The sequence below is a fragment of the Planosporangium thailandense genome (assembly GCF_011947195.1).
Taxonomy (GTDB): Bacteria; Actinomycetota; Actinomycetes; order Mycobacteriales; family Micromonosporaceae; genus Planosporangium; species Planosporangium thailandense.
Genome location: NZ_JAATVY010000014.1, coordinates 124,403 through 140,751, shown reverse-complemented (window position 1 = coordinate 140,751; position 16,349 = coordinate 124,403). Strand labels below are relative to the sequence as shown.

Here is a 16,349-nt window from a genome sequence, read left to right as displayed (position 1 = left end):
TGGGTCTAGGTCGTGGTCCTAGGTCGTGGTCCGCCGGGCGCGCCGGGGTTTGGCCGCCTCCGCCGGCACGTCCAGCGGATTTCCGGTGACCAGGCGCGCGTACGACAGGATCAGCTCGATCGCCTCGGCGGTGTGCAGGGTCGGGTGGCGGGCCACGATCCGGTAGCCGTACGCATCCTCGAGCGCCACCAGGTTGCGCGCGATGGTCTGCGAATCCGCGGCGAGCGTGAACGCGCCCTGGACCACGCCGAGTTCGAGGATCGTCTGGTACATCGAGACCTGCCGGTCGTAGAGCGTGGTCAGCAGGGCGGCGTAGACCCGGTTGCGACCGGCTGCCCCGCCGAGCTCGCAGAGCAGGCGTACGTCGGCGTCCTCGGCGTCCGTGGGCAGTCCGGAGCGGATGGTCACCACCAGCTTCCGCACCGGATCGGCGATGTTGGCGATCTTCTTCACGCGCAGTTCGTAGAAGCGCTCCATGCCCGCGTGGTGCGCTTCCAGCAGCAGATCCTGCAGATCCGGATAGTGGTACAGGACCGCGCCCGAGGTGAGGCCGGCCTGTTCGGCCACCTGGTTCAGCAGTACCGAATCGGTCCCGTGCTGGACCATTGCCCGGCGAGCGGCCTCGATGAGGTCCTGGCGGCGTTCGGCACGGGACTTACGAGAGGTCATGCGGCACCGATCCGGGGTAGGACGTCAACACTTTCGCCACCACCATAGTGCCTGCATATTGACTCCGAACCGGTGGCCTTGTTGAATTTCGATTCAACAACCACACCGGGAGAGGCGATGTCCCAGCTGACAGTCCTGTTCATGCCCGAGAGCGCGTACGGCCCCACGAACAACTGCATCGGCATCGGCGACGTGCTGCGCCGACGCGGGCACCGGGTGGTGTTCGCGGCCGAGGCGTCGTGGCGGGGGAAGCTCACCGCGCTCGGCTTCGAAGAAGACCTCGTCGACCTCGCCCCACCGGCGGAGAACGCCGAGGAACAGGACGCCGGCCAGTTCTGGAAGGACTTCATCCGCGACACCGCCCCCGAATTCCGCAAGCCGACGATCGAGCAGCTCGAGACCTGGGTCAAACCGGTGTGGGTCGAGCTCATCAACGGCGCCAAGTACTGCCAGCCCAGGCTGCTGGAGATCATCGATCGGGTACGGCCGGACGTCATCGTCGAGGACAACGTCGTCGCCTTCCCTGCCCTCAACACCGCCGGGGTGCCCTTCGTCCGGATCGTCTCCTGCAACCCGCTTGAAATCAAGGGCCCGGACATCGCGCCGGTCTTCTCCGGCTACCCCGCCGACGACCGCTCCGGGTGGGCGGCGTTCCGGGCCGAGTACGACCGCGTCCACCGTCCGATGTGGGAGGAGTTCGACGGCTGGGTGCGCGAGCAGGGCGCGCCGGGGCTGCCCGACCTCGAGTTCATCCACGAGGGCGACCTCAATCTGTATGTCTACCCGGGAATCGCCGACTACACCGACGCGCGGCCGCTCGGCCCGACGTGGCAGCGGCTCGAATCATCGGTACGGGAAACCGACGGCGAGTTCGCCCTGCCCGAGCAGCTCGCCGGCCGGGACGGCGCGCTGATCTACTTCAGCCTCGGATCGCTCGGCTCCGCCGACGTCGAGCTGATGCGCCGGGCCATCGACTCGCTGGCCAAGACACCGCACCGCTACATCGTCTCCAAGGGCCCGCTGCACGCCGAGATCGAGCTGGCGGACAACATGTGGGGTGCGGAGTTCCTGCCGCAGACGAAGATCATCCCGCTGGTCGACCTGGTCATCACACACGGCGGCAACAACACCACCACCGAGGCGTTCCACTTCGGAAAGCCGATGATCGTGCTGCCGCTGTTCTGGGACCAGTACGACAACGCACAGCGGGTCGACGAACTCGGCTTCGGGGTACGCCTCGACCCGTACCGCTTCACCGACGAGCAGATGCACGGTGCGATCGAGCGCCTGCTGGCCGACGACGACCTGCGCAGCCGGCTGGCGGCGCACGGATCGGCGATCCGGGATGCCGACGGTCTGCGGCAGGCGGCCGACGCGATCGAGCGGCTGGCCGGCACGGCCGAGGCCGGTCGTTGACGAACTGGAACGCCCCCGCGCCCCGCACCGGCCCGTCCTCGGCGGTGCAGGCGAAGGCGCGGCAGGCCCTCGCCGACGCGGCGCCGACCATCTTCTGGACCGACCGCCCCGACGGGCCGCAGCCTCGGGCGCGGCTCACCGGAGCACGCGACACGGACCTCGTGGTCATCGGCGGCGGATTCACCGGGCTGTGGACGGCCATCCTGGCCAAGCAGGCCGATCCCGCCGCCGACGTGGTCCTGCTGGAGGCCCGGCGGATCGCCTTCGGCGCGTCCGGGCGCAACGGTGGCTTCATCTCCGACTCACTCACCCACGGCCTGTCCCACGGGATCGCGCGCTGGCCGGGCGAGATGGCGACACTCGTCCGGCTCGGCCGCGAGAACCTCGCCGCGATCGCCGACACCGCGCGGCACCATGGCATCGACGCGGGCCTGCGACTGTGCGGCAAGACGACCGTCGCGGTCGCCCCCCACCAGATCGCCGAACTCGCCGCCCTGGCCGACCTGCACCGGTCGTACGGCGACGACGCCACGCTGCTCGACAGCGACCAGGTACGCGCGGACGTGGCATCGCCGACCTACCTCGGCGGCCTACGGTTGCGGGGCACCGGCGGCCTGGTCGACCCCGCCCGGCTGGCCTGGGGGCTGGCAAGGGTCGCCGAATCGCTCGGGGTGACGATCCACGAGGACACCCGGGTCACCGGTTTCGACCGGTCCCGCGGCGGTGTCGTGGTGCGTACCCCCGACGGGCGGATCTCCTGCCACCGGGTCGTCATCGGGACCAACGCCTATCCCCCACCGCTGCGGCGGCTGCGGCACTGGATCCTTCCGGTCTACGACTATGTGCTCGTCACCGAGCCACTGACCGACGCGCAGCGGGCGGAGCTGCGGTGGCCGGATGCGCAGGGTCTCACCGACGCCGGCAACCAGTTCCACTACTACCGACTCACGGCCGACAACCGCATCCTGTTCGGCGGCTACGACGCCATCTACCGGTTCGGCAACCGGGTGGACGAGGCGCTCGAACAGCGCGACGCCACCCACCGCCTGCTCGCCCAGCACTTCGCGGAGACCTTCCCGCAGCTCGACGGGGTACGGTTCACCCACCGCTGGGGTGGCGTGATCGACTCCACCACCCGGTTCACCCCGATGTTCGGCACCACCCGGGACCGCCGGATCGCGTACGCCGTCGGCTACACCGGTCTCGGCGTGGCCGCCTCCCGGTTCGGTGCGCAGGTGGCCCTGGACCTGCTCGCCGGACGCGAGACCGAACGGACCCGGCTGCAGATGGTACGGCGACGGCCGGTGCCCTTCCCGCCGGAACCACTGCGGTTCCCGGTGGTGGAGCTGACCCGCCGCGCGCTCGCCACGGCGGACGCGCGGGGCGGGCGCCGCGGCCCGTGGCTGCGGCTACTTGATCGATTCGGCGTCGGCTTCAACAGCTGAGGAGCGCACGTGGCACTACTGACCAACCCCGCGACCGGCGCCACCATCGGCGAGATCCCCGACACGCCGGCCGGGGATGTCTCCGACAAGGTGGCGAAGGCGCGGGCCGCCTTCGAACAGTGGCGCGAGGCCACCCCGGCCGAACGGTCACGGGTCCTGCTGCGCCTGGCCGACCTCGTCGAACGCGACGCCGAGGAGCTGACCCGCCTCGAGGTCGAGGAGACCGGCAAGCCGGCGCCGGTCATGCGCGACGGCGAGTTGCCGTTCGGCGTGGACAACCTGCGCTTCTTCGCCGGTGCGGCGCGATCCCTGGACGGGACCGGCGCGGGCACCCTGTCCGCCGGATACACATCAATGCTCGTGCGCCGACCCATCGGCGTCGTCGGCTCCATCGCGCCATGGAACTTCCCGCTCATCATGGCAATCTGGAAGATCGGTCCGGCCCTGGCCGCCGGCAATGCGGTGGTCATCAAACCCGCGCCCCAGACACCCCGCACGACGCTGGCGCTGGCGCGCCTCATCGAGGAGGCCGGAGCACCGACCGGCCTCGTCCAGGTGGTCACCGGCGGCGCCGACGTGGGGGCCGCCCTGGTCGAGGATCCGGGCGTGGACATGGTCAGCCTCACCGGGTCGACACGCACAGGGCGAGAGGTGATGCGCGGCGCCGTGGCGGGCCTCAAACGCGTACACCTCGAGCTCGGCGGGAAGGCCCCAGCCATCGTCTTCGACGACGCGGACCTGTCCGAGATGGCCGCCGGCGTCGCGATGGGCGCCACGTACAACACCGGCCAGGACTGCACCGCCGCCACCCGGGTCTACGTCCAGCGACCGGCCTACCAGGACGCGGTCGGGGCGCTCGAAGCCGCTATGGCGAAGATCCGCACCGGCGATCCCTGGTCAGCCGAGACCGACATCGGCCCCCTGATCTCGGCCGACCACCGGGACCGCGTGGCCGGCTTCGTGGCCCGGGCGGTGACCGACGGCGCAACCGTCGCGCTCGGCGGCGCGCCCGCCGACGGGCCCGGCTTCTTCTTCCCTCCCACCCTGATCCTCGACGCCAAGCAGGACAGCGAGATCGTGCAGGGGGAGGTCTTCGGACCCGCCGTCGTGGTGCTTCCCTTCGATGACGAAGAAGAGGCGGTACGGTTGGCCAACGACACCCCGTACGGCCTGGCGTCGTCGGTGTGGAGCCGCGACGTCGCCCGCGCGCTGCGGATCAGTCATCGGCTCGATGCCGGTGTGACCTGGGTCAACGACCACCTGCCGATCGCGTCCGAGGCGCCGCACGGCGGAGTCAAGGGCTCCGGATTCGGCAAGGATCTGAGCCAGGAGGCGGTCGCCGAGTACTCCGTCACCCGGCATCTCATGATCAAACATGCGGCACCCGCCGCCCGCGACTCCTTCCGCCCGGCCTGACGCACAACTGTCGATTCGACGCACGTCGGTGATGGTGACCGCCGTTATCGCCGAGGGCCTTCATCAGCCGGCCCGACCTGCGTTATCCCGAAGGCCCGACAGGTCAGATTCGCGGCCCGCAGCATGATCGCTGCCGGCGCAGTCGGTCCGGCCCGCCTGTCGGGTGACCGCCGTCAGGGACCGGGCCGGACCGCAGTCAGTCGTCCAGCAACGAGAAGGGGGCATATTTCATCGGGGGATATGCCCCCTGAGCTGCGTCGGGACGGCCGGATTCGAACCGGCTACCCGACCCTTTGACCCCTAGCTCGGTCGAGGTCTCCGGACGACCGACGTGTTTGGACAAATGCGCAGGTCAGGGCGCTGGTGCTCGTTGGTCTGCGCGGGCGTGAGACGGCGGTTTCGGCAAGATCGCCTCCCGGATTTCCCCCCCAGCGTGGATCATGGACCCCGCTCCCCCGGCTGGTGGCTCCCCGTCGCGCAGGTTTCGCCCTGCCGGGCTGCGGCCGCCTTGGGGACGCGGCGGAAGGCCGAGGGCTGGACGCCGGCATCCCAGAGCGCCCGGGTCCAGGGCTGGAATCCCTCGCAGTCGGAGGCAAGGGTCTGATCCCTCACCGTTCGCGGAACCGCTGGCTCACCCGGGACGGTGGTTCACCGTTGCGGACCTTCGCCAGGTGGTACGCCGCCAGGTCCCGAACGACGACGTTGTCTGAGTGGGACAGTGACTCCAGCGCGGCGACGGCCGCGTCGGTGCGGATGTCGCTGAGCGCCCACATACATTTGCGGGACAACGCGCGGTTTTCGTCGTACTCGAGGTATGGCAGATCCAGTTCGGCGGCGCGGCGCAGCGCAGGCACGGCCGCCGGGTCCGCCAACTCTTGGAGATACCTTGCGACGTCCTCGTGCTTGTGGTGCCAGTCGGCTATCAGCAGGTCACACAGCACCGGGACGCGCTCGGGGCCGAGCTGGTCAAAGCTGATCATCAAGCCGAGGCCGGCTTCGACGCCGTCTGCATCGTGGCGGCGCATAGCGCCGGCCAGGAGTTCGGGCAAGAACTCCCTGTCTGCCCGTGGATCTACACCGAGGGCTGCCACCATATCTGCCTTGGACTTTCGCCCAAGTAGGAAGTCCCACACGGCCGTGTACTGGGACTTGCTCAGCATTCCCGCCCCGCTCCCCTGCCTGATCTCGATGCGCCGCGCCGATCATGCCAGTCGGCGGCACAGTCTCGCGACCGCCGGGAGTTGGGCCCGGTCCGGTTCGTTACGCCTGCCAACCGGGCAACGGCGCTCGACTGAGGGCCATATATACCGACCCGTAGGCGCTCTGAAGTTGCCACCAGGCTCCAGGCGCCCGACCTCCTCGTTCCGAACTACGGGCAACGTGGTCGCGTGAGGCCCCGTAGGAGGTCAGACGGACTGTTGCGGTTCCTCGTGGTCTCGCGCCGTGCGATCGTTTGCTGTACGTCGCTGCTGTACCTCGCCTCGTGGTGGCAGGTAACCAGCCTGGTTGCGCGAGCGCCCCAGCAGACGGACGAGCAAGACGGCTGGAGCGATCAGCACGACGATCAACCACTGGAGCCCTACGACAATGTGGACCAGGAAGGCTATCGCTTCGTAGTCGCCTACCTGGGTATGGCCGGCGGTCGGGTCGGAAATCGAAGTGCCCTGCTCCGGGAGCCAGCGTGGAACGCGTGGCCGCCACGCCAACCACAGGGACTGCCGGTGGTTAGTGCCGTCGTCCACCTCAGGTGGGGTCTCGGTCATGCTCGTAAGCACCCCCTCTCGACTGCCATCCCGATGCTTTCACGGAAGTCAAGCGAGGCTCAGCGCCGCGTGTGCACGTTGAGCTTGGGAATCAGGTTGATCTCGACGCGTGCAACCGTTTCACCGAGCGCGGATCTACAGAAAGTGACGATGCGCCCCGATTGGATGGCTGGTGTTGACCGCTGCTTACCACTACGTCGGGCACGGGATGAGGGGCCGCGTGCAGTTTGGTTACGGCTTCCGAGCAAGAGCGATGGTTAGTGACACCTGCAAGGCAGCACCGGTGGTGATGATGACCGCCGTAAGCCCCAGGACGACGGTACGGAACAGCCAGCTCAACATCAGGAACCCTTGCAATCCCAGCATGAGCATCCCCGCGCCCAAGAGGATCTGCGCGAGTCCGAGCAGCCGAACCTTGCCTCCCCGATGGTGATTAACGCGTCGGTAGCCGACGGCCACGGGCCGGCCCGATATGGCGATGAACGCACCCAATAGCACGATGACCAGAGCGAGGCAGACGATGGCCGTTCCCATGACACGGAGGCTCAGGCTGTCGGCGATCACGCTCTTGCCATTGGCGATCGCGTTCTCGCCGGGGCCCGCAAGGTTGATCACCATGTGTCCTCGCTGCTAGAAGGGGCCGGTGCGCTGACTGTAGGTACGTCAGCACCCGATAACAAGATCTATCCGAGTCGACGTCGCCGTCAGGAGGAACGACGTGGCGGCCGTATGACCGGAGTGCGGGTGCGGACCCGACCATGTTGGCTCGCCGCGCCGCCCCGGAGCGGGCCGGCCCGAGCCGCAACTGCTTGAATGAACAGCTTGGGTCAGAGGGTCCGCACCTGCTGGTGCCGGCCCGGTCGCCACGATTTGCCTGTCCCAGGCGTTGGATGCGGCGCCTGCCGCCCGCAACCACGCCAAGCTGGACAACAATGCGAGTACGGCACCGCTGCGTAGGTAGGCCAGCTCGGCGCTCGACGACTCGATGCCCGTCTGCGTGATGCCGGCCGTGGCGGCGTACCACCAGATCAGCATCGCGCAGGCAATGATCGTTGCCAGGTCGGCGAAGTCGACGGACATGATCCTCAGTGTGCGGAAGGCATGCCACCTGCTTGGACGGCACTGGTGCGAGCTAGGGCAGGCGGTCCAGCAGGGCGCGGCCCTGGTCGAGGGCGACCTCGACCAGGCGACGGTCGCCGATGGCGCTGAGCACGCCAAGATCGTGGAGGACACCGTCGGCGAGGGCGTCGGTGGTATGGGAGCCGATGCCTCCACTCGGTTGCTGGAAGGCTCGAGCCCGGACCACGTGACCCTGTGACACTAATTCGCTCGATAGCCGTTGGGGTGCCAGTGGTGCTCGAAGACCTGAACGGTGTTGCCGTCCTGCTCGAAGACGTGGGCCAGACGCCAACCACGGACATACATGTCATTGAGGTGCCGCTGCCATGTCTGCATCCGAATGGATCCCTTATTGACCTCGGTAACAAAGTGCTGGTCGGGACTAGGGCAGTGGGGCACACTCATCCAAAATTTCTACCGGAACGCCACGCCGCCCCGCAATACGCCGCGGATACACGGCGGGTTTCACTGATCGCTCAACAGGCGATCGGCCGGACGGAAGCAGGGGGCGACGTTCCCCGACACCTGCGCCCGGCTGCCCTCGACGCCGGGATACGCGATCTGCGGCTCTTCCAGGTGAGCTCCACCGCCACCGCGACCGCCAGGGCGCCAACCTCACCTTTCGGCTCGTCTTCGCCACCACCGCCGGCACCGCCCTCGACCGGCACAACGTTCTGCGCGCCTTCCGCCCGATCGTCCGGAGAGCCGGACTCGACCCCAACGAGTGGACCCCGCGCGAACTGCGCCACAGCTTCGTGTCCCTGCTCTCCGACAAGGGCATGCGCAGCGAGGACATCACCGACCTCCGTGGCCACTCGGGCATGACCGTCACCGAGAGCGCCTACCGGCACCATCTACGGCCGGTGCTCCTGAGCCGCGCGATCGCCATGGATGAGATCTTGGGCGTCGAGCCGGAGCCAGGTGCTTAGTCACCCCGTTTGTCACCCTGCTACGACGAGAGGGCACATCCGACGATCAGATATGCCCCTCTGAGCAGCGTCGAGATGGCCGGATTTGAACCGAGGATTCCTTGACCCCCAGGACGTTGGGATGCCGATCGTGCGGCATCGCGCACAACGCGTGGTCCCCAATTGGTCCCTGGCCGGCGCGCAACGCTACCAAATCGACGGATGCCCAAGGTCATCCGAATAGGACGCTCGATTGACCCGAACCGACGACGTGCAGATACATACCGCGATCATCAAATTCGCTACAGTCCCACTGTGATCAATCAAGGGGCCACTGGATGAGTGGGCGCGTTCAGGTCATCCCCACCGGCCGTCAGCGTTACCACTCAGCGCTACGACAAGCGCAGGCGCGGGCAACCCGGGCGGCAGTGCTCGACGCCGCGACCCGCCTGTTCGCAATCGAGGGCTTCGTGCGCACCACCATGCAGGCCATCGCCACCGAGGCCGGCGTTGCGGTGGAGACGGTGTACGCCCAGGGGAGCAAAACGGCACTGCTACTAACGTGCGTGGACCGGACCCTGACTGGCGACGACGACGACCTGCCGTTGATCGAGCGGACGCCCTTCGTCAACGCCCTGACCGCCGGCTCCCAAACGGAGATCGTCGAGGCGTTCGTCCGGCTCCTGATCGAAATCGCGGAGCGCGCGGGCGGCCTGCTGGTGGCTTTCGAGCACGCCGCAGCCGCCGACGCCAAGATCGCTGCGCTGTGGGAACAGGCCGAGCAACGCCGCCGCCAGGACTACCGCCGCCTGGTCGAGGCCCTCGCAACGGCCGGTCCGCTAGGGCAGGGCTGGGGGGTCGAGACCGCCACCGACGCGCTCTGGGCCACCGTCAACCCGCGACTGGCCCACGTGATGCTGCACCAGCTCACCTGGACCCCGGACCGCCTTCTGAACTGGATTGTCGGCGCGGTCGCCGCGATCCTGCCATCCACCACCGACAGGAGCAGCAGATGACCGCAACGACGCCGGAGCAGGTCGACACCCGCGACATGCTCGTCATCCATACGGCCTTACGCCGCGAGTACCGCCTGGCACCCGCGCTCGTGCGCACCGTGGCCCCACGCGACACGACCCGGGCCTGTGACGTCAGTGAACACCTCGAGTTCCTCAATGGCATGCTGCACCACCACCACAGCGGAGAGGACCGACTACTGTGGCCGAAGCTCCTGGAGCGGGTCCCCGCCGAGGTCGCCCCGACGGTGGAACTGATGGAACAGCAGCACCACGGCATCCACGACGCCATGGAGCAGGTCAACGCCGCGATGGCGCGCTGGCGCGAGCACGCCACCACGGCGGACCGCGATCAACTCGCCGATTCCCTCGATCGCCTCAACGCCCGCCTAACCGAGCATCTTGCCGCTGAGGAGGAGCACATCCTCCCGCTGGCCGCACGCTCACTGACACCGGCGGAATGGGGACAACTCGGCGAGGAAGGCATGGCCGGCGTACCCAAAAACCAGCGTGCGTTGGTCTTCGGCATGCTCATGTACGAAGGTGACCCGCAGGTCATCGCGGAGATGCTCGCCCACGCCCCGCGCCTGCTCCGCTTCGTCCTGCCTACCCTCGCCCGCCGGGCCTACGGCCGCTACGCCCGCCGTGTCCACGGCACGCCGACGCCGTGACCGCCCGGCCCTGGCGCACCGGCGGGTCGGTCAGCATCCACATCGAGGCGACGCCCGACGAGGTCTACGCGCACATCAGCGACGTCACCCGCATCGGCGAGCGCAGCCCTGAGTGCCACTCCGCCGAGTGGCTCGACGCCGCCACTCCGGGCACGGTCGGCGCCCGCTTCCGCGGACACAACCGGTCCGGACCCGCCGCCAGATGGTCCCGCACCTGCGAAGTCATCGATGCTGTTCCCGGGCGATCGTTCGCCTTCCGCACGCTGCCGCAACGCGATCCCACCCGACGCGATTCAACGATCTGGGCATACCAGCTCCAGCCGGGCGGCACCGGCACCCAGCTCACGCACTCATACGAGATCACCATGATGCCGCTGCAGCCGTTGCGCGCCCTCTACGGAATCCTTCAGCCACAACACCGAGATATGCGCCCGCAGATGCTGCAATCCCTGCAGACGCTGAAGGCGCTCCTCGAACACCACAGTCATCACTGACGTCAGAAGAGGGTTATGCGGTGAGAAAACTCCGTTAGGACACGTCCAGGGTGGCCGGGCGGCGTACAGCGGGCTGTCTCGTGGGCGGCTAACCTCTGCCCGTCAGGTCCGGGACCGGGGAGGAAACGTGCGGCGGATCCTACCGCTGATCGGTGCGCTGGTGGCTATCTCGGCGCTTACGGGTGTGGCCGCCAACGACCGGTCTGCCGATATTTGACACGGAAGCGGTCATCTCGCTTGCTCTCTGCCGTTTCGACCCAATGGATAAGGCTCAGCTGACGCTCAAGATCGGTGGGACACCGTGGATGGCGGCGCTCTGCTACCGTGCGCCGTTGCGGAAGGCATGAGTTGGGCGGAGCCGGTATGGTCGATTTCTTCCGGGTGGAGCTGGACACGCTGAGCCAGTACATAACCACCTTGCAGGACGCGCATCAGCAGCTCGCCGACCTGCCCAGGCTACTGTCCGGCAACGACAACCAGCTGGGCAACGACAAGCTCAACGCCGCAGCGGAGGAGTTCCAGAAGAGCTGGGATTACGGCGCGAAGCAGCTCGGCGAAGCGGTCACCGAGACCACCGACGCGGTCAAGAACGTACAGCAGGCATACTCCGGGGCGGACGGCGCTGTCGCCGACGCGGTGTCCACATTGCAGCAGCCGTTGGATGCGATGGACCAGGCCGCGAACCAGCTCAACGGCACCGGCGCGGGCCGCGGGTAGCAGATCTCGGAGGTTTCGATGACACCGACGGACCCGATCCGGCCGGATGCCGCGCTGGCCGATCCGAACCTGCACGTGGCGCTGGCGGAGCGGCTGCCCGCGCTTGAGAGCGCGGCGGCGATGGGCGGTCCGAAGGACAAGGCAGCGCTCGAATACGCCCTCGACGCCTGGTCGTTGTTGGCCGCGTACCCGTGGCAGCGCCTCAACTACCGCTATGGCCGGTGGCAGTCCGAGGTCACGGCCTGGAAGGCGCTGCTCACGTTTGAGCTGTGGGAGTCGTACCACTGGGAGCGCAACACGGAGTCGTTCCAGGTGCTGGACCCGTACACCGGGGTCCGGCTGGGCGAGTTCTACGCACAGGCGGCCTTGCGGAAGTTCACGTGGGGTGGCCAGCCGTACATGCAGCCGGATGTGCTCGCCATGCCGGGCGGGACCCTCGAGTTCGCCGGTAACCCGGCCTCGATCGGGGTGTACCGGCCGGTCGGCGGAGGCGCGGACACCATCAGGCTGTCGTGGTGCCCGTGGCTGAACAGCGGGACGCTGCGCGAGGGCATCGCGGCGCTGCGGTCTGGCAGCGCCGACCGGCTGCCACCGCCATACCAGTCCATCGATCTCGACCTGCTCGACAAGTACCGCGCGTGGTTCGTAGACGAGCCGGACAAGCCCCAGCGCAAGGCGCCCTGGGCGTATGAAGCGCGGACCTACCGGCCGGGCGGCCCGGCGCGGTTCGGCCGGCCCCGGTAGGAGAGGACAGCAGATGGGTTCCACCACGGCGTACCCGAACCTGGGTTTCGACCCTTGCCCGGGCTCGCTGGAGAGCGTGTCGACGTTGCAGCAGCGGATCGCAAGCGCCGCGGCGTCCATGCGGCAGGCCAATGATCTGATGAACCGCCTGCGCAACGACAACTCCGGGGTCTGGCAGGGGGCAGCCGGCGAGGCGTTCCGGTCACATTTGAACGCCACGCTCATCGACGACCTGGGCCGGGCCAACCAATCGCTGAACAAGGCCGTCGAGACACTGCAAGGCTGGGGTTCCAGCCTATCCGGCTACAAGCAGCGGGCGGATGCGCTGGAGCAGCAGGCCGCGCAGGCGCAGCAGAAGGTAACCGCGGCCCAGGCCCGGCAGCGGAAGGCGGCGAGCAGTCCCGACCTGAACCTGGCCGGACAGCACTTCGCCACCGACGCCGCGCTGCACAGCGCCCAGCAGCGGCTGGACAACGCCGCGCTGGCGCTGCGCAATGCCAACAGCGACCTGGACGCCGCCCAGGAGGCGCTCGACCACATCCGCAAACAGGCCCGTGAACTGCACGCCGAGTGGGACCAGAGATCCAGTAAGGCGGCCGGTGAGCTGCGGGATGCCGCCGAGTTCACCCCGCACCAGCCGGGACTGCTCAGCCGGATCGGCAACAGTCTCTCGCATGCGGTGTCAGGAGTGGGTGACTGGGTCAAGAACCACCTCTCCGACATTCACGCCGTGCTCAGTACCGTCTCGGCCATCGCCGGCCTGGTCGCGCTGTGTACGCCACCGCCGATCGACGCGGTGGCGTTTGGCGTTGCACTGGTCGCCGGAGCCGGCGCACTGGCCACGACAATCGCCGACCCCAAAATCCGCAAGGATCTCGGCGAGATGTTGCACGGTCACTTTGCCGGCAACTGGGGTGCGGCGATGCAGCTCGGCGGCGACGTGATCGGCATGGTGCCTGGCGTCGGCGCGGCGGGGAAGGCCATCAAGGCCGGTGACGTCCTCGCCGAAGGCGCCCGTGGATTCCCGAAGATCGTCGACATTGCCAGCAATGCCGCGCATGACCCGGGCATCCTCATGAAGACGGTCGACAAGCATGTCCCAGGTGTTCAGCGTGCTCTGGTGGAGACAAAGCTACTCACGCCGCGCACGGCCGAGATCGCAGAGGCGCGCGCGGACATGCTCAACTTCCTCCACAAGACCTACAGTACGGGCAAGGCGACGGTCACCACCGTCTGGAGCGAGGCGACCGGTGGAAACCACAACTGAGCCGGAACCCGCCAGCGTATGGCTGTCCATCCCGGACGGCTACGCGGCCCTGCCGCTGGAGAACATCTCGGATACCATCGCCGCCACCGGACAGCTCGTCGCGGAGCTGGGCACCCCGCAACAGCGCCAGGCCAGCGACGACGTGCTCGGTTCACTGAACGCTTTCCTGGAGACGCTGGCCGAACGCCGCGCTGTTTACTGCGGCATCGGGCGGCATTTGTCGGCGATCAACGGTCAGCTCATCACCTCGTCGCTGGTCGTGACGTTGCTGGAGTTCCCGGGACAGCGCAACCCGCGCCTGGTGCTCAAGGACCTGCTCCAGGGCAAGGTGGACGCGGGCGAAGGCGGCCAGCCCGACCTGGTCGACTTGCCGAACGGCCCGGCACTGTTCTTCGAACGCACCCTGATGCTGCCGACGCCAGCCGTCCCGCAACAGCACGTCCTGACCGAGGGCACCGAGTCGCCGGTATGGCAGCTGGAAGCGTTCGTGCCGTCGCCGGATGGAGACAAGCTGGCCACAATCGAGGTGTCGACGCCGTTTGCCGAACACGGGCCGCAATACCGCACCATGACCGTCACTATGGCCGCTGGCGTCCGCTTCAGACCGCCGGTGGGGCGCGACCCGCTCTCCGCTCTGCTGGGCTAGCTCCAATTCTGTCGGCGTTTCGCAGTCAGACGCTGCGGTGATGGCCCAGACCGCGAACAAGTTCCGATCGACCAACAGCGAGCTTGCCAACATGCTCACGCGGCTGATGAACGAGCTGGAGAGCCTGCGTGCGGGCTGGAAGGGCCGGGGCGCCCAGGCGTTCGACAACGCCCGGCTGCAGTGGGGCCAGGACATGTCGACGCTGCACCGCGCGCTCGACGAGACGGCCCAGGCCATCGAGAAGGCGGGGACCTTCTACTCGTCGTCGGATGCCGAGTCCGCCAACCGCCTGAACGCGTTCCAGGGCGGCGCCACCGTCAAGCTGCCGCTGTAGGCAAGGGGAGGGTTTCCACCATGGCAGAGCTCCTGGTTCAATTCGGCCAGCTGCAGGCGGCCGCCGGGCACATCGATTCCGCGATCAGCGCGCTGCACACCCAGCTCGACGACCTCGGCTCGGCCGCGAAGCCGCTGGTCGCGACGTGGAACGGCGCCGCTCAGGACGCCTACCAGCAGCGTCAGCAGCAGTGGACGCGCGCGGCGCAGGACCTGACGAACATCCTGCAGAACATCAAGAAGGCCCTCGAGGAGTCCACGCAGGAGTACATCCAGACCGAGAAGACCAACACGAGTCTCTTCGCGGGCTGAAACTTCCGCAGGACAGAGGGCGGCCGGGTGAGCCTCACCGGGCCGCCCTCCGCCATAGCGGCTCACCTGTGTGAGGAGCTGCCGAGATGAACTCACCGCCAACAGGTGTATGTCAGCTTCGGCCGCTGACGGCGGCGCTGGTCCAAACGGCCGTACGGTCTGCCGTAGACGGAACAGCGGGTCTGACACGGCGGACCCCCACAAACCAAAGTCGGGATTCCCCTGAGCGGTCGGCTGCTTTTCCGGACCGCTCGCGTCGGCCGACCTGGTCACCGCCGCCACGAGCCGTTCACGCTCCCCCATGCTGGCGACCGACGGGGCCGGGCACCGCATCGCCGATCGGGTTGCTGGTTGCCGTCCTGGATACAGGCTCACGCCGGGCGACCCCATCTACCTCAGCTCCGCGCATCCAGCAGCACCGGGAGTGCCTGGAGTGCCCGGCTTCGGAAGGACGGGCGCCATTGAAGTTCGTCGGCGGACACCGCCAGCTTGATGGCCGGGAATCGCCGGACAACGGTGCCGATGGCGATCTCGATTTCCATGCGCGCGAGAGGGGCGCCGAGGCAGTAGTGGATGCCGTGGCCGAGGGTCAGGTGGGGGTTGTCCGCGCGCTGTGGGTCAAAGTCCTCTGGTTCGGTGAATCGGTCCGGGTCGCGGTTGGCCGCCGCTACCGCGAGGAGCACTGTTTCGCCTTTGGGTACCGTCACGCCGCCGATGGTGATGTCCTCGGTGGGGAACCGTCGGATCGCCACGGGTGATGGTGGCTCGAAGCGGAGTATTTCCTCGACGGCGCTCGTGACGTGTTGTGGTTCGGCCCTTAGGTTGGCGAGTGCGTCGGGGTGACGCAGCAGGGTTAGCAGGCCGTTGCCGATGGTGTGGACGGAGTTCTCGTAGCCGGCGAAGAGGATGAGGAAGGCCAGGGAGGTCAGTTCGTCTTCCGATAGCCGGTCGTCCTCGTCGCGTGCTGCGATCATCGCCGACAGCAGGTCGTGGCCGGGTTCGGCGCGCCTGGCGGCGACCAGGTCGGCGAGGAAGGTGTGGATGGCGCCGACGGCCTTGGCCGCGGCGCGCGGGTCGTCCGGAGGTGGGGCGATCATGGCGTCGGTCCAGGAGCGGAAGTCGGGGCGGTTCGCCTCGGGCACGCCGATTAGTTCGCAGATGACGGCCACGGGCAGTGGTCCGGCGAGGTCGGCGATCAGGTCCGCGCGGCCGGTCGGAGCGACGGTGTCGAGCAGGTTGTCCGCCACGTGCTGGACCCAGGGTCGTAGTCGGTCAATGCGGCGAGCGGTGAACGCCTGGCCTACTAGCCTGCGGATGCGGGTGTGGTCGGGAGGATCCATGTTGAGCAGGTTCGCGTCGAGCGCGGGCGGTAGGGAGAAGCCGCGCCATCCTCCGGTGGCGTTGGCCTTACTCAAA

Annotated in this window: 20 protein-coding genes; 14 read left to right on the top strand and 6 right to left on the bottom strand. The window is 67.9% G+C overall.

Annotated elements, in window-relative coordinates:
- Positions 1-18: 18 nt before the first annotated feature.
- On the bottom strand, positions 19-669 hold the full coding sequence (locus HC031_RS19780; protein ID WP_167926839.1) for a TetR/AcrR family transcriptional regulator: 651 nt from the start codon (positions 667-669) through the stop codon (positions 19-21).
- Between the two features lie 117 nt (positions 670-786).
- Here HC031_RS19780 and HC031_RS19775 point away from each other — a divergent pair, with 117 nt between their 5' ends.
- Genes HC031_RS19775 through HC031_RS19765 form a run of 3 tightly spaced genes read left to right on the top strand, consistent with a single transcriptional unit; the run spans position 787 to position 4,946 of the window.
- A complete protein-coding gene (locus HC031_RS19775) occupies positions 787-2,085 on the top strand; it encodes a glycosyltransferase (RefSeq protein WP_167926838.1) in 1,299 nt (432 codons plus the stop codon).
- Positions 2,082-3,530 (top strand): NAD(P)/FAD-dependent oxidoreductase, encoded by a 1,449-nt coding sequence (locus tag HC031_RS19770; RefSeq protein WP_205862966.1) that lies wholly within the window; start codon positions 2,082-2,084, stop codon positions 3,528-3,530. Before HC031_RS19775 ends, HC031_RS19770 begins: the two co-directional genes overlap by 4 nt.
- 9 nt (positions 3,531-3,539) lie before the next feature.
- Entirely contained in the window at positions 3,540-4,946 is a 1,407-nt protein-coding gene (locus HC031_RS19765; protein WP_167926837.1) for an aminobutyraldehyde dehydrogenase, read from the top strand.
- Between the two features lie 608 nt (positions 4,947-5,554).
- Here the strand turns inward: HC031_RS19765 and HC031_RS19760 are convergent.
- The 4 genes from HC031_RS19760 to HC031_RS19745 form a co-directional block, all read right to left on the bottom strand.
- A complete protein-coding gene (locus HC031_RS19760) occupies positions 5,555-6,106 on the bottom strand; it encodes a HEAT repeat domain-containing protein (RefSeq protein ID WP_167926836.1) in 552 nt (183 codons plus the stop codon).
- Between the two features lie 246 nt (positions 6,107-6,352).
- Positions 6,353-6,709: a hypothetical protein gene (locus tag HC031_RS19755; RefSeq protein ID WP_167926835.1), complete on the bottom strand. Its 357-nt coding sequence runs from the start codon at positions 6,707-6,709 to the stop codon at positions 6,353-6,355.
- Between the two features lie 231 nt (positions 6,710-6,940).
- Positions 6,941-7,327 carry a hypothetical protein gene (locus HC031_RS19750; RefSeq protein WP_167926834.1) on the bottom strand — a complete coding sequence of 129 codons (387 nt, stop codon included), beginning with the start codon at positions 7,325-7,327 and terminating at the stop codon, positions 6,941-6,943.
- Between the two features lie 45 nt (positions 7,328-7,372).
- The gene (locus HC031_RS19745; RefSeq protein ID WP_167926833.1) at positions 7,373-7,789 is read right to left on the bottom strand and encodes a DUF2207 domain-containing protein; all 417 of its coding nucleotides are present in this window, start codon (positions 7,787-7,789) and stop codon (positions 7,373-7,375) included.
- A 10-nt stretch (positions 7,790-7,799) separates the two neighbouring features.
- On the opposite strand from HC031_RS19745, the gene HC031_RS19740 reads away from it, so the two are divergent.
- The 11 genes from HC031_RS19740 (at position 7,800) to HC031_RS19690 (ending at position 14,933) form a co-directional block, all read left to right on the top strand.
- On the top strand, positions 7,800-8,027 hold the full coding sequence (locus tag HC031_RS19740; RefSeq protein ID WP_167926832.1) for a hypothetical protein: 228 nt from the start codon (positions 7,800-7,802) through the stop codon (positions 8,025-8,027).
- A gap of 211 nt (positions 8,028-8,238) precedes the next feature.
- On the top strand, positions 8,239-8,757 hold the full coding sequence (locus HC031_RS34820; protein WP_167926869.1) for a tyrosine-type recombinase/integrase: 519 nt from the start codon (positions 8,239-8,241) through the stop codon (positions 8,755-8,757).
- 317 nt (positions 8,758-9,074) lie between these two features.
- On the top strand, positions 9,075-9,752 hold the full coding sequence (locus tag HC031_RS19730; protein WP_167926831.1) for a TetR/AcrR family transcriptional regulator: 678 nt from the start codon (positions 9,075-9,077) through the stop codon (positions 9,750-9,752).
- A complete protein-coding gene (locus HC031_RS19725) occupies positions 9,749-10,420 on the top strand; it encodes a hemerythrin domain-containing protein (protein ID WP_167926830.1) in 672 nt (223 codons plus the stop codon). Before HC031_RS19730 ends, HC031_RS19725 begins: the two co-directional genes overlap by 4 nt.
- Positions 10,417-10,914, top strand: a complete 498-nt coding sequence (locus HC031_RS19720; protein WP_167926829.1) for an SRPBCC family protein — start codon at positions 10,417-10,419, stop codon at positions 10,912-10,914. The genes HC031_RS19725 and HC031_RS19720 overlap by 4 nt, the downstream gene beginning before the upstream one ends.
- Before the next feature lie 363 nt (positions 10,915-11,277).
- Positions 11,278-11,631, top strand: a complete 354-nt coding sequence (locus HC031_RS19715; RefSeq protein WP_167926828.1) for a hypothetical protein — start codon at positions 11,278-11,280, stop codon at positions 11,629-11,631.
- Positions 11,632-11,649: 18 nt separating this feature from the next.
- The gene (locus tag HC031_RS19710; protein WP_167926827.1) at positions 11,650-12,375 is read left to right on the top strand and encodes a hypothetical protein; all 726 of its coding nucleotides are present in this window, start codon (positions 11,650-11,652) and stop codon (positions 12,373-12,375) included.
- 13 nt (positions 12,376-12,388) lie between these two features.
- Positions 12,389-13,642, top strand: coding sequence for a hypothetical protein (locus HC031_RS19705; protein ID WP_167926826.1), 1,254 nt, complete (start codon positions 12,389-12,391; stop codon positions 13,640-13,642).
- Positions 13,626-14,288, top strand: coding sequence for a hypothetical protein (locus tag HC031_RS19700; protein ID WP_167926825.1), 663 nt, complete (start codon positions 13,626-13,628; stop codon positions 14,286-14,288). The genes HC031_RS19705 and HC031_RS19700 overlap by 17 nt, the downstream gene beginning before the upstream one ends.
- Before the next feature lie 37 nt (positions 14,289-14,325).
- Entirely contained in the window at positions 14,326-14,622 is a 297-nt protein-coding gene (locus tag HC031_RS19695; protein ID WP_338090745.1) for a WXG100 family type VII secretion target, read from the top strand.
- Between the two features lie 20 nt (positions 14,623-14,642).
- The gene (locus HC031_RS19690) at positions 14,643-14,933 is read left to right on the top strand and encodes a WXG100 family type VII secretion target (protein ID WP_167926823.1); all 291 of its coding nucleotides are present in this window, start codon (positions 14,643-14,645) and stop codon (positions 14,931-14,933) included.
- A gap of 395 nt (positions 14,934-15,328) precedes the next feature.
- Here HC031_RS19690 and HC031_RS33240 read toward each other — a convergent pair whose 3' ends face one another.
- Positions 15,329-16,180 (bottom strand): cytochrome P450 family protein, encoded by an 852-nt coding sequence (locus HC031_RS33240; protein WP_338090744.1) that lies wholly within the window; start codon positions 16,178-16,180, stop codon positions 15,329-15,331.
- Positions 16,181-16,349 lie beyond the last annotated feature (169 nt).